The sequence below is a fragment of the Erwinia rhapontici genome (genome assembly GCF_020683125.1).
Classification (GTDB): domain Bacteria; phylum Pseudomonadota; class Gammaproteobacteria; order Enterobacterales; family Enterobacteriaceae; genus Erwinia; species Erwinia rhapontici.
In genome coordinates this window covers 2256824-2268846 of the sequence record NZ_CP085627.1, presented here as the reverse complement: position 1 = coordinate 2268846, position 12023 = coordinate 2256824, and the positions used below count along the sequence as shown (strand labels likewise).

Genomic DNA, 12023 nt, shown 5'->3' with positions numbered 1-12023 from the left:
AAAATCAGAACGCGGATGGATACTCACCCATCTCGATCAGAATAGATTTGGTTCTGGTGTAGTGATGCAGCGTTTCCAGACCATTTTCACGCCCTACGCCCGACTGCTTATAGCCGCCAACAGGCATCGGTGCAGGTGACTCGCCCCAGCTGTTTACCCAGCAGATACCGGCTTCCAGCTGATGGATCACCCGATGTGCGCGATTCAGTGAAGTGGTAAACACCCCGGCCGCCAGACCGTACTCGGTATCATTGGCGCGCTTGATGACTTCGTCTTCATCGTCAAACACCAGGATGCTCATAACCGGGCCAAAGATCTCTTCACGCACGATACGCATGTCGTCGGTGCAGTCGGTAAAGACCGTTGGCTGCACGTAACACCCTTTCGCCAGTGGACCTTCGGTAATACGTGAACCGCCAGCCAGCAGACGCGCCCCTTCTTGTTTACCGATCTCCAGATACGAGACCACTTTCTGGCAATGTCCTTCACTCACCAGCGGGCCAAAGTTGACCGCCGGGTCGGTCGGGTCACCGCAGTGGATCCCGGCCATTTTCTCTTGCAGACGTTTTTCAAAGGCAGGCAACAGCGAACGCTGGACAAACACGCGCGTTCCGTTGGTGCATACCTGGCCGCTGCTGTAGAAGTTTGCCATCATCGCGCCGTCGACCGCACGCTCCAGATCGGCGTCCTCAAACACCACCAGCGGTGACTTCCCGCCCAGCTCCATAGTGACAGACTTCAGGTTAGCCAGTGCGGCATCGGCCATTACGCGTTTACCGGTGTTCACTTCACCCGTAAAGGACACTTTGGCAATCCCGGTGTGCTGACTCAACCCCTGACCCACGGCAGCAGCGCCCTGAACGACGTTGAACACGCCATCCGGCAGCCCGGCTTCGGTAAAGATTTTGGCCAGTTCGAGTACGCTGAGAGGCGTGACTTCACTCGGCTTGAAGATCATCGCGTTGCCCGTTGCCAGCGCAGGTGCGCTTTTCCACAGGGCAATCTGAATCGGATAGTTCCAGGCACCAATGCCAGCACAGACGCCCAGCGGCTCGCGGCGGGTATAGACCAGCGCGGTGTCACGCAGCGGAATGGATTCGCCTTCGACGGCGACGGCCAGCCCGGCGTAATACTCCAGCACATCCGCGCCGGTGACGATATCCACGGCTGAGGTTTCACCGATCGGTTTGCCGGTATCGGCCGTTTCCAGCTCGGCCAGTTCCTGATTGCGTTCGCGCAACAGGGCAACGGCCTTCAGCAGAACGCGGCTGCGTTCAACCGGAGTATAGCTACGCCAGATACGCTGGCCGGCTTGTGCAGAAGCAACAGCGTCATCAATATCCTGCTGGCTGGCGGCGGTTATTTCAGCCAGGACATTGCCGTTGGCAGGGTTAACGGTGGTGAACAGTTCGCCATTGCCAGGCACTTCGCGTCCGTTGATGTATAAACCGCGGCGTTTCATATCGGCCATGTCTCCTCCTGTCAGGGGGTGGGTGCGCTGTTCAGCCACAGCGCAAGATTTTGATAACAAAGCATGCGGGCCTGATCCAGGCCCTGTTCCATCGGCTGAGGTGCCAGCGTCATGCGCAGCCACACCCCATCAATCAGCGCCGCAAGACATGCACCTGCGGCACGGGCCTGTTCCTCAGGCAAAACACGGCGGAAATGCGCCGTCAGATTGGAATAAAGGCGACGATCGTTCATGCGTTGCAGGCGGTGCAGATTTGGCTGATGCAGGCTGTCAGCCCAAAACACCAGCCAGGTTTTCAGCACTGGCGCAGCAATCTGTGTAACGTCAAAATTGCCATCGATAATAGCGCGGATCTGCGCAGCAGGGTCCGGTGCCGCCTTCTGACGATGGTGCTCTAATGCTACATAGAGGTCAGAGAGGATCTGGCGCATACAGGCGTCGAGCAGACCGTTTTTGTCGCCAAAATAGTGGCTGACAATCCCGGTAGAAACCCCGGCTTCTTTCGCTATTAATGCCAGACTGGCATCTGCCAGTCCGACCCGGTCAATTACCGTCAGCGTCGCATTAATCAACTGCGCCTGACGAATCGCCTTCATTCCAATTTTTGGCATTGCTTCATCGGTTTTAACTATTGAATGAGCTTAATTGTAGACTTTTTATATTGAACGTTCAATTAATAAAAAACATTTGGAACTTATCAGTTGCTTTGCAACAAAAATTATCACACCTTCTGTGATTAAAATCACAAAATGAGGCTTTACCTGTTATTCACTCCACACAGCCGCAATACAACAACCGATCATCACTAATAAAACCCTATAAAGCAGTCATTTAACCTCACAAATTGATTTATTAAAGGCGTTATAACCGGTAAAGCCCCCATAAGAATTATTGTCTGCCCATCGGACGAACACGCAACAACCACTGGCATAATAATCTGCATAAATCATAATAATCGGCACAATAAAACAATCAAACTGTAAAGGCGCTCATTTAAGACTGTTATTTCATCAGTCAGCGATATTGAAATAACGCTTGCCTCAAGGCCTGCAATCGGCGAAATTATTTGGCGTTTTTCCATCTTATAACTATACGGTGAGCGCACGTCCCGCGTTACGCCGACTTATTTCCTGTCACGAAACAGGTCAAGCATTCAGAGGTACTAGTGTCAACTGCAAACAAGAAACCTGAGGTAGCAAGCCTCAACGCGTTCAAGCAACCCCGATCGTTTTATCTGATTTTCTCCATCGAGTTATGGGAGCGTTTCGGTTACTACGGCCTGCAAGGGATTATGGCTGTCTACCTGGTGAAAATGCTGGGGATGTCAGAAGCGCAGTCTATTACCCTGTTCGCTTCGTTCAGCGCCCTGGTGTATGGACTGGTCGCCGTTGGCGGATGGCTCGGGGATAAGGTGCTGGGAACCAAGCGCGTTATCGTGCTCGGCACGCTGGTGCTGGCGCTGGGCTACGCGCTGGTGGCCTGGTCAGGTCACGACATTAGTCTGGTGTATATCGGCATGGCGACCATCGCCGTGGGTAATGGCCTGTTTAAAGCTAACCCGTCTTCTCTGTTGTCTACCTGTTATGAGAAAGACGATCCGCGCCTCGACGGTGCGTTCACCATGTATTACATGGCGATCAATATCGGGTCCTTCTTCTCTATGCTCGCCACGCCGTGGCTGGCGGCGGAGTTTGGCTGGAGTACGGCATTTGCTCTGTCATTTGTCGGCATGCTGATCACCCTGGTGAACTTTATGTTCTTCCGTAAATGGGTGAAAAATCACGGTTCGAAAGCAGATTTTGCCCCGCTGAACATCCGCAAATTGCTGATGACGCTGGTTGGTATTGTCGTCATGATCACCCTGGCAACCTGGTTGCTGCATAACCAGGGTATTGCCCGCCTGGTACTTGGCGTGATCGCTATCGGTATCGTGCTGGTGTTTGCCAAAGAAACCTTCGCGCTGAAAGGCCATGCGCGCCGCAAGATGATTGTCGCTTTTGTGCTGATGGTACAGGCTATCGTCTTCTTCGTGCTGTATATGCAGATGCCCACCTCGCTGAACTTCTTCGCTATTCGTAACGTCGAGCACAGCATTCTGGGCATCACTTTCCAGCCAGAGCAGTTCCAGGCACTGAATCCTTTCTGGATTATGGTGTTCAGTCCGTTGCTGGCCGCTATCTATAACAAGATGGGCGACCGCCTGCCGATGCCACATAAGTTTGCGCTGGGCATGGTGCTGTGCTCCGCAGCCTTCCTGGTGTTGCCGCTGGGTGCCTCTCTGGCTAACGAGTTGGGTATTGTTTCCGTCAACTGGCTGATCCTCAGCTACGCGCTGCAAAGCGTTGGGGAACTGATGATCTCTGGTCTGGGCCTGGCGATGGTGGCACAGTTGGTTCCACAGCGTTTGATGGGCTTTATCATGGGTTCCTGGTTCCTGACCACCGCAGGTGCTGCCATGGTGGCCGGTAAAGTGGCCAACCTGATGGCGGTGCCAGAAAACATTACCGATCCGCTGCTGTCGCTGCACGTTTATGGTGATGTGTTCCTGAAAATCGGCATCGTCACTGGGGTGATCGCTGTACTGATGATGTTCACAGCTCCCCTGCTGAACCGTATGACTCAGGACGGGACCCCCGCTCCGCAGAACGCGAATGACTGATTACTAACAGTATGATGATGAGGGCGACAGTGATGTCGCCCTTTTTTTATCTTTCAGCTGCCAGTGTGGACACGGCATATTCCACGTCCGTTCCGGCAGCGGGTAATAACTGCCTGAGGCGCAGGATGCGTTCCGGTTCAACCGTCCAGTAACGTTCCACTCGCCCTTCCCCCGGTGATTGCCACAGGATCTCAACCCTTCCCTGAATATGCAGTGCTGCACCCTGATGGAAGTCCATGATCAGCAAAGCACAGCGGGGATCCAGCAGCAGGTTTCCCAGCGTGTTCATATAACGATTACCTGAATAATCCGGGATAAAAAGCTTTCCCTGCCTGAGGGTGATAAACCCGGGTAACCCTCCCCGATGCGAGATATCCGCCCCTCCCATTCCCTGACTGCGCGGTGCATGGCTGGCCACAAAGAAAGTATCCGCAGCAGAAATCAGATAGCGCGCATCGGCATCCAGCGTGTAGAGGGGTTCGATATGCAGCGATCGTCGCTTATCCTGCGCGGGCAGTGTTCGTCGCTGGATATACTGCGGACAGTTGCCAAAACTTTCCTGTACATGCAGCTGTAGCCGATTGTCACTGAAACCCTCTACCACTGCGTTGACCCGATTACGGCGACGGCTGGCGAAGTCGATGCCAAGGCCACCGAACGCCATTCCGGGCTTCAATGCAGGCAGATAAGGTACCGCCTCGATGGCACTGCGCAGCAGGGAAAAATGGCTCTCATCTGGCGTAGCAATAAACCCAGGAGCCCCCTGAACCAGGGCTGCAAACGGGTAACCGCTGCCATCCTGTACGGTTATATAGAAAGTCTGCAGGTCCTGATAAAACAGACGATGCTGTTCAGGCATCGATGGATAAAGGGCGGCTTTCACCTGCTGATAGCCTGCTTTTTTCTGCGCCTGCAACTCCCCTGGATGGAACATCGTTACGCTTCCGCCGGTAAAGGCAGAGGTGGCAGCGTGATAAAACCCGGCAGTGCGGCCGTCTGCTGCAACCAGGCCTGAATGTGGGGATAGGCATGCAGACCAATGCCCCCTTCAGGCGCACAGGCCACGTAGGCATAACAGGCCAGATCAGCAAGGGTGGCACGTTTTCCCACTAGCCACTGACGATCGCTAAGATGTGCCTCCAGTTGAGGTAAAAATTTCTTTGCCACATATACCGCTGAAGCGTAGTTTTCCGGCGCGTTGAACTGCTTAATCAGACGCGCAGACGCCACACCATAACGGATTTCTCCGGCGGCTTTTGCCAGCCACTGGTGCACCTCCACCTCCTCCAGCAAATCAGCCGGCAACCAACCACTGTCGGGTGCGTAGCGCTTCACCAGCCAGATAAGAATGGCATTACTGTCGCTGATCACCGTGTCACCATCCACTAAAACGGGCACCTGCCCGAGAGGATTGAGCGCCCGATATCCGGCACTTTGTCTGACCTCGGCATCAGCTTCAACCCAGCTGGCGGAAAGACCCAGTATGCTTAACAACACGCTGACGCGGTGAACGTGGCCGGAAAGTCCGGTGCCATATAACGTTAATGAACTCATGATGATCTCCTGTTTTTTACTCAGCTTACTCTTGCGGAAAACGAGGTAAACAGGCAAAAATAGCAATTCATAATTTCGCAAAGTGGAATAATCATGGATAAACTGGATGAACTGGCGGTGTTTGTCGCCGTGGTGCAACAGGGGAGCCTTGCCGCAGCGGCACGCACTCTGCGGCGGTCACCTCCGGCGATTACGCGTGCCCTGACAGCGCTGGAAAGCCGTTTTGCCGTGAACCTGATTGAACGAACTACCCGGCGTCTGTCGCCCACGCCCGCCGGACTGGCGCTTTTTGAACGTGCAAAAGGCGTGCTGGAGGATTATCAGCAAGCACTGAACGCCACCACCCGCAATCAGCTGAGTGGCAGGGTCCGTCTGACCGCACCGGTTCAGTTCGGCCGCCAGCATATTGCACCGCTGGTGCTGACATTTCTCGATCGCTACCCCGATATCCAGATTGACCTGATGCTCAGTGACCGTTATCAGGACCTCATCGAACAGGGGCTGGATATGGCGGTACGCATCGGCCAGTTGCGGGACTCCTCACTGGTGGCGACGGAGGTGGGTCAGGTGCAAAGGATGCTGGTTGCCAGCCCTGACTACCTCACCCTGCACGGCACACCGCTGACGCCCGCCATGCTGATCGATCATCACCTCATCGCCAGTGCGGCACTCACCGCGCAAAGAGAATGGCGCTTCGGCCCTGAGGTGCAGCAGGAGCGAGTACGCATTACGCCAAGACTGACTGTCAATGAGGTCGAAACTCAGCTGATTGCTGCCCGCGCCGGGAAAGGTATTGCCCGCCTGCTCTCTTATCAGGTGCATGATGATCTGCTGCGGGGCACACTGATCGAAATTCTGCCGGACTTCCGCCCTCCGGCCGTTCCGGTGCAACTGGTCGCGCAGAACGTAAAATATATGCCGGCAAAAGTGCGCGCATTCTGGGATCTTGCCCGGACATCTCTGCCTGAACTGAGCAGTCTGGGGCAGCAGCGTTTGCCAGTGGTTAATTAACCCGCAAAAAATGCGCCATTGTCCGCGCGTTGACACTGACTTTTATGTTCTTCGGCAGTAAGCTGAGGAGATCGTCATCATTCAATGAAAGGAGCGAGCAATGAAGCTGTTCTGTAAACCCGGGGCCTGTTCACTGTCACCCCATATTGTGCTGCGCGAATCCGGCCTTGATTTCACGCTGGTCACCGTGGATACCAAAACGAAGAAGACGGAACAGGGCGAAGACTATCTGCGAATCAATCCGAAAGGCCAGGTTCCGGCGCTGCAACTGGATGACGGGTCGGTGCTGACTGAAGGCGTGGCGATTGTGCAATATCTTGCCGACCTCAAACCTGACCGCCAACTGCTGGCCCCACCCGGCAGCCTGACACGCTACCATACGCTCGAATGGCTCAATTATATTGCCACTGAACTGCATAAAGGGTTCAGCCCGCTGTTTCGCCCCACCACTCCGGACGAGTTTAAGGTACTGTCCAGAGAATTGCTGGAGCAGAAATTCCAGTACGTGAATGCCGAATTAAAAGAGAAGCAGTGGCTGATGGGGCTGCGTTTCACCGTGGCAGATGCTTATCTGTTTACCGTGACCCGCTGGGCTCATGCGTTGAAGCTGAACCTGAGTGGACTGGATGCGTTAAACGACTGGTTTGAACGGGTGGCTGCGCGCCCTGACGTGATCGCTGCGCTGAAAGCTGAAGGGTTGAACTAATGACGACGGCAGGCCTAAAAGGCCTGCCCGGTATCGCGATAGCGGGTCAGAGTTTCTCTGCCGCAAAATGCTGCTGCGGTTCAGCAATCGCCTGCTGTGCAGCAACCAGCTGTAGCTCATACTCACCCATCTGATGGGTTTTCAGCATCACTTCATACACAGCGGCCGTCACATGTTCCAGCGCCTGTTGCAGCGATAGCCCGTGCAGAAGGTCCACCAGCAATAATCCGCTGGTCAGGTCACCCACCCCTACCGGCTGGCGCACGCCAAAGTCAATCAGCGGACGAGCAATATGCCAGGCTTCATCTGCCGTCACCAGCAGCATTTCGAAGCGATCGCTACGGTAACCGGCCCGCGCAAGGTGCTTAATCAGCACCACTTTTGGCCCTTTAGCAATCAGCTCACGTGCTGCCGCAACAGCCTGCTCCACATCGGCCACCTGACGCCCGCTTAACATTTCCAGCTCCAGCAGATTGGGCGCGATAATATCACTGGCGGGTAGGGAGGCATTCGCATGGAACTCAGCCACACCCGGTGCCACAATGCAGCCCTTTTCCGGATGGCCCATCACCGGATCACAGAAATACCAGGCTTCCGGGTTTGCCGCTTTGACCATCCGTACAATCTCAAGAATAGCCTCTCCCTGCTCGGCGGAGCCGAGATAACCACTTAACACCGCATGGCAGGTTTTCAGACGATCAATATCACCAATACCCCGGGCAATCTCGGTCAGATGGCTGGCCGGCATGACCGTTCCGGCCCAGTGACCATACTGAGTATGGTTGGAAAACTGAACGGTATTCAGTGGCCAAACGTTTGCGCCCAGGCGGCGCATAGGAAATTCTGCTGCACTGTTTCCGGCGTGACCAAAAACAGTATGGGACTGGATGGAGAGAATATTTTTCATCGCGCGACTCTGACCCTTCTTGCCTAAAAAAAGCCGGCATGGCCGGCTTCAGTACGTAACGAACCTGCTTATTATTTCCAGCTGATTAAGCTGTAGTTCTTTTTACCACGGCGCAGCAGGGTGTATTTTCCGTACAGGCGGTCGGCCTCTACGAAGGCATACTCTGCCTCCGTTTGCAGTGCACCGTTGATGCTGATGGATTTCGCCTCAATCAGTTTACGAGCCTGACCACGTGACGGGGCCAGCTCGGTATTGACCAATGCCTGTTGCAGATCCTGCCCGTTTTCCAACTCAACACCCGGCATGCCATCCTGTGCCAGCTGTGCCAGATCCTGTTCCGTGAGTTCGCTCAGCGACCCGGAGAACAGGCTTTGGGTAATGCGCTGTGCAGCCACCAAACCGTCCTCACCGTGTACCAGTTTGGTCACCAGTTCGGCCAGAACATACTGGGCACGGGGTGCTTTACCGCTGTTTTTGTCTTCATCTTCCAGTGCGTTGATCTCGTCAATACTCAGGAAAGTGAAGAACTTCAGGAAACGATATACGTCTGCGTCAGCGGTGTTGATCCAGAACTGATAGAACTTGTAAGGGCTGGTTTTTTTCGCGTCCAGCCACACAGCGCCACCTTCGGTTTTACCGAATTTGGTGCCGTCAGATTTAGTGATCAGCGGAACGGTCAAACCAAATACCTGGTTCTGGTGCAGACGACGCGTCAGGTCGATACCGGAGGTGATGTTCCCCCACTGGTCAGACCCACCAATCTGCAACGCCACGCCGTGGCGCTCGTTCAGACAGGCGAAGTCGTAACCCTGCAGCAGGTTGTAAGAAAACTCAGTAAAGGAGATCCCCTGGTCATCACGATTCAGACGTTGCTTGACGGCTTCCTTGTTAATCATCTGGTTAACAGAGAAGTGCTTGCCAATATCACGCAGGAAGGTCAGCACATTCATGCCGCCAAACCAGTCATAGTTGTTGGCTGCAATCGCGCTGTTGTCGCCGCAGTTGAAATCAAGGAAAGGGGCAACCTGATGGCGGATTTTATCGACCCATTCATTCACGGTATCACTGGTGTTCAGCTTACGCTCGGCTGCTTTAAAGCTCGGGTCGCCGATCAGGCCAGTTGCGCCACCGACTAAAGCCACTGGCTTATGTCCGGCATCCTGAAAACGTTTCAGGCAGAGCAACGGCACCAGATGCCCCAAGTGCAAGCTGTCGGCAGTCGGGTCGAAGCCACAATAGAGTGCGATTGGCCCCTGCGCCAGTCGTTCTGCTAACGCCTCTTCATCCGTTACCTGGGCGACAAGGCCCCGCTCTTGCAATTGTTTGATCAGGTTACTGCTGGCCATCTAAGACTCCATGTGAAAAAGTCTGCACCTAAGCTGGTACACAGCTTTCCGCTGAAACGCGGAGAGAAAATAAGGGATATAGAATAATGGGCCGGACCGCTGCGATCCACCCATTGACGGCATTATTTCGTGTTTTAGGGTGCCAGGCGGTCGATTTTCCATGCGTCATCTTCACGCTGGTAGAAAAAACGGTCATGCAGACGGTGAGCGCCGCCCTGCCAAAACTCCATTGAGTCAATGTTAACCCGATAACCGCCCCAGAAACTCGGCAGCGGAATTTCACCCTGCTGGAACTTCTGCTTCAGTTCAAGGAACTTGCCTTCGAGAATGCCACGGGCAGAGATGCGGCTGGATTGCTTCGACACCCAGGCCCCCAGCTGACTGTCTCGCGGGCGGCTGTGGAAGTATTTCAAGACTTCTAGCGTAGATAAACGCTCAACACTCCCCAGCACCATGACCTGACGTTCCAGCATATGCCAGGGAAACAGCAGGCTGATGCGCGGGTTAGTTTCAAGCTGCTGCGCTTTGCGGCTGCCCAGGTTGGTGTAAAACACCATGCCGCGCTCATCAAAATGCTTCAACAGGACGATACGCTGATAGGGTTGTCCTTGGTCATCCACCGTGGCCACACTCATGGCCGTGGGATCCGGCAACTGTGCTTCAACCGCCTGGTTAAGCCAGTGTTCAAACAAGGTCAACGGATTAGCGGGGAGATCCTTGCGGCGCAGGCCGCCACGGGTGTATTCACGCCGCAGATGGGCAATTTGTTGCAGATGGTCGCTGTCAGTCATCGCTCTGGCTTCTGATAAGTAGGGATACCGCATTGTGCGCCGCACCCTACAATAGTTCAATGGGTTAACTGGCTGGTTGCTGAAGCTGACAGTCATCGATAATGATTTTGTCATTGCGCTCAATGAATGCGCTGTCGCCCTTCGACCAGAAAACGTAATGCTCATCGCTGTAGCGGGTTCCGGACGCCGCAGGCTGCTGCTTCAGCACCAGCGGTTGACCGTCGAGGATCAGGCTAACTTCGCTTTTACTGTTATCCAGTTTGACCGTTAACGGCAGCGTGCCGCAGGTATAATGCAATGTGTTGACCGGCGTATGAGAGTCGGTCTGAAAATAGCTGCATCCTGACAGCGCCACCAGCATGCCGGCGACGGCGATATACCCCTTTTTCATTGTTTATTCCTTGTGAGCTACGGGAGGTTCACTTAGGCTAAAACGTCTTTTCAGGTGATGCAATCAGCGAAAAGGACGATTTGCCGGGAATATTGCCCCGATCACGCTGGCCTCACGCGCACCGGTCACCGACGGTAAATTGCCGGGTAACCCACTCAAGGTACACCAGGCCAGCCAGGCGAAAGCCAGTGCTTCCATATCATCGCCACTGATGCCAGCCTGGTCGGTACTCGTCACTTCCGTCCCGGCCAGCTGCGCCGCCAGACGGGACATCAACAGGGGATTGTGGCCCCCACCGCCGCAGACCAGCAGCCTGTCACACCCCCCGCTGAGTAAGACCTGTTGTGCGATAGTGGTTGCCGTCAGTTCCACCAACGTTGCCTGCACATCCTGTGCGGGCAGACCCGGGAAGGATGACAGCTGCTGTTCCAGCCAGCTCAGATTGAAATATTCACGTCCGGTGCTTTTCGGTGCACTCAGTGCAAAATAGGGGTCACTGAGCATCTGTTGCAGCAGTGGCCAGGCCACGTGACCGCCGGCCCCCCATGCCCCCTCTTTATCATAGGGTTTGCCCTGCTGCCGCCAGATCCAGGCATCCAGCAGCATATTGCCAGGCCCGGTATCAAACCCACGCAATGTTTGCCCGGGTAGCAGCAAAGACAAATTCGCAATGCCTCCGATGTTCAGCACCATGCGGCGCTCAGTGGGGTGCATCAGTACCGCATGGTGGAAAGCCGGCACCAACGGTGCGCCCTGCCCGCCCAGCGCCATATCGCGCCTGCGAAAATCGCCCACTACGGTGATACCCGTTGCTGCTGCGATTTGATTATTATCGCCAATTTGTAAGGTATTTGGGGCATCGCCCTGCGGCTCATGCCACACGGTCTGGCCGTGACAACCAATGGCGGTAATATCATCCGCTGACAATCCCTGCTGCTTGAGTAACGCCAGTACCGCATCCGCAAACAACCGTCCTAAGCGGGTATCCAGTTGCCCTAACTGCGACAGCGTTAATGATTGCCCCTGGCAGATCGCCAGGATCTGCTGGCGCAGCGTTTGTGGGATCGGGTGACTATAGCTGGCCTGCTGTGCCACCATATGTTCATCAATCACCGCCATCACCACATCAACGCCGTCCAGGCTGGTGCCAGACATAACGCCAATAAACCGACCTGATTTCATGCCTT

General features: G+C 54.8%; 12 protein-coding genes. 3 read left to right on the top strand and 9 right to left on the bottom strand.

Annotated elements, in window-relative coordinates; translation table 11 throughout:
* Positions 1–4: 4 nt before the first annotated feature.
* Both betB and betI read right to left on the bottom strand, forming a co-directional pair.
* Positions 5–1462, bottom strand: coding sequence for a betaine-aldehyde dehydrogenase (betB, locus tag LJN55_RS10705; protein ID WP_133845461.1), 1458 nt, complete (start codon positions 1460–1462; stop codon positions 5–7).
* A gap of 20 nt (positions 1463–1482) precedes the next feature.
* Positions 1483–2082: a transcriptional regulator BetI gene (gene betI, locus LJN55_RS10700; protein WP_133845208.1), complete on the bottom strand. Its 600-nt coding sequence runs from the start codon at positions 2080–2082 to the stop codon at positions 1483–1485.
* 554 nt (positions 2083–2636) lie between these two features.
* On the opposite strand from betI, the gene dtpA reads away from it, so the two are divergent.
* Positions 2637–4130, top strand: coding sequence for a dipeptide/tripeptide permease DtpA (gene dtpA, locus LJN55_RS10695; protein WP_227536221.1), 1494 nt, complete (start codon positions 2637–2639; stop codon positions 4128–4130).
* A 46-nt stretch (positions 4131–4176) separates the two neighbouring features.
* Here the strand turns inward: dtpA and LJN55_RS10690 are convergent, their stop codons facing one another.
* Both LJN55_RS10690 and LJN55_RS10685 read right to left on the bottom strand, forming a co-directional pair.
* Positions 4177–5064 carry a pyridoxamine 5'-phosphate oxidase family protein gene (locus tag LJN55_RS10690; RefSeq protein ID WP_227536220.1) on the bottom strand — a complete coding sequence of 296 codons (888 nt, stop codon included), beginning with the start codon at positions 5062–5064 and terminating at the stop codon, positions 4177–4179.
* A 2-nt stretch (positions 5065–5066) separates the two neighbouring features.
* Positions 5067–5684 carry a glutathione S-transferase family protein gene (locus LJN55_RS10685; protein ID WP_227536219.1) on the bottom strand — a complete coding sequence of 206 codons (618 nt, stop codon included), beginning with the start codon at positions 5682–5684 and terminating at the stop codon, positions 5067–5069.
* Positions 5685–5777: 93 nt separating this feature from the next.
* Between LJN55_RS10685 and LJN55_RS10680 the strand changes: the two genes are divergently transcribed.
* Together LJN55_RS10680 and gstA are read left to right on the top strand one after the other, a co-directional pair.
* The gene (locus LJN55_RS10680) at positions 5778–6695 is read left to right on the top strand and encodes a LysR family transcriptional regulator (RefSeq protein ID WP_133845216.1); all 918 of its coding nucleotides are present in this window, start codon (positions 5778–5780) and stop codon (positions 6693–6695) included.
* Positions 6696–6795: 100 nt separating this feature from the next.
* Positions 6796–7401, top strand: a complete 606-nt coding sequence (gene gstA, locus LJN55_RS10675; RefSeq protein ID WP_133845218.1) for a glutathione transferase GstA — start codon at positions 6796–6798, stop codon at positions 7399–7401.
* 46 nt (positions 7402–7447) lie between these two features.
* On the opposite strand, the gene pdxY is transcribed toward gstA, so the two are convergent.
* The 5 genes from pdxY to anmK all read right to left on the bottom strand — a co-directional run bounded on the left by pdxY (position 7448) and on the right by anmK (position 12018).
* Positions 7448–8308: a pyridoxal kinase PdxY gene (pdxY, locus tag LJN55_RS10670; protein WP_133845220.1), complete on the bottom strand. Its 861-nt coding sequence runs from the start codon at positions 8306–8308 to the stop codon at positions 7448–7450.
* 71 nt (positions 8309–8379) lie between these two features.
* Entirely contained in the window at positions 8380–9654 is a 1275-nt protein-coding gene (gene tyrS, locus LJN55_RS10665; protein ID WP_227536218.1) for a tyrosine--tRNA ligase, read from the bottom strand.
* Positions 9655–9788: 134 nt separating this feature from the next.
* Positions 9789–10445 (bottom strand): pyridoxamine 5'-phosphate oxidase, encoded by a 657-nt coding sequence (pdxH, locus tag LJN55_RS10660; RefSeq protein WP_212814258.1) that lies wholly within the window; start codon positions 10443–10445, stop codon positions 9789–9791.
* A 64-nt stretch (positions 10446–10509) separates the two neighbouring features.
* Positions 10510–10836, bottom strand: a complete 327-nt coding sequence (locus tag LJN55_RS10655; protein WP_133845226.1) for an MliC family protein — start codon at positions 10834–10836, stop codon at positions 10510–10512.
* Positions 10837–10899: 63 nt separating this feature from the next.
* The gene (gene anmK, locus LJN55_RS10650) at positions 10900–12018 is read right to left on the bottom strand and encodes an anhydro-N-acetylmuramic acid kinase (protein ID WP_171148577.1); all 1119 of its coding nucleotides are present in this window, start codon (positions 12016–12018) and stop codon (positions 10900–10902) included.
* Positions 12019–12023 lie beyond the last annotated feature (5 nt).

What these genes read in the sequence shown, in the direction of transcription:
- LJN55_RS10655 (WP_133845226.1), bottom strand. Translation starts at nt 10,836, where the DNA reads ATGAAAAAGGGGTATATCGCCGTCGCCGGCATGCTGGTGGCGCTGTCA.
- anmK (WP_171148577.1), bottom strand. Translation starts at nt 12,018, where the DNA reads ATGAAATCAGGTCGGTTTATTGGCGTTATGTCTGGCACCAGCCTGGAC.
- pdxY (WP_133845220.1), bottom strand. Translation starts at nt 8,308, where the DNA reads ATGAAAAATATTCTCTCCATCCAGTCCCATACTGTTTTTGGTCACGCC.
- LJN55_RS10685 (WP_227536219.1), bottom strand. Translation starts at nt 5,684, where the DNA reads ATGAGTTCATTAACGTTATATGGCACCGGACTTTCCGGCCACGTTCAC.
- tyrS (WP_227536218.1), bottom strand. Translation starts at nt 9,654, where the DNA reads ATGGCCAGCAGTAACCTGATCAAACAATTGCAAGAGCGGGGCCTTGTC.
- betB (WP_133845461.1), bottom strand. Translation starts at nt 1,462, where the DNA reads ATGAAACGCCGCGGTTTATACATCAACGGACGCGAAGTGCCTGGCAAT.
- pdxH (WP_212814258.1), bottom strand. Translation starts at nt 10,445, where the DNA reads ATGACTGACAGCGACCATCTGCAACAAATTGCCCATCTGCGGCGTGAA.
- LJN55_RS10680 (WP_133845216.1), top strand. Translation starts at nt 5,778, where the DNA reads ATGGATAAACTGGATGAACTGGCGGTGTTTGTCGCCGTGGTGCAACAG.
- LJN55_RS10690 (WP_227536220.1), bottom strand. Translation starts at nt 5,064, where the DNA reads ATGTTCCATCCAGGGGAGTTGCAGGCGCAGAAAAAAGCAGGCTATCAG.
- betI (WP_133845208.1), bottom strand. Translation starts at nt 2,082, where the DNA reads ATGCCAAAAATTGGAATGAAGGCGATTCGTCAGGCGCAGTTGATTAAT.
- gstA (WP_133845218.1), top strand. Translation starts at nt 6,796, where the DNA reads ATGAAGCTGTTCTGTAAACCCGGGGCCTGTTCACTGTCACCCCATATT.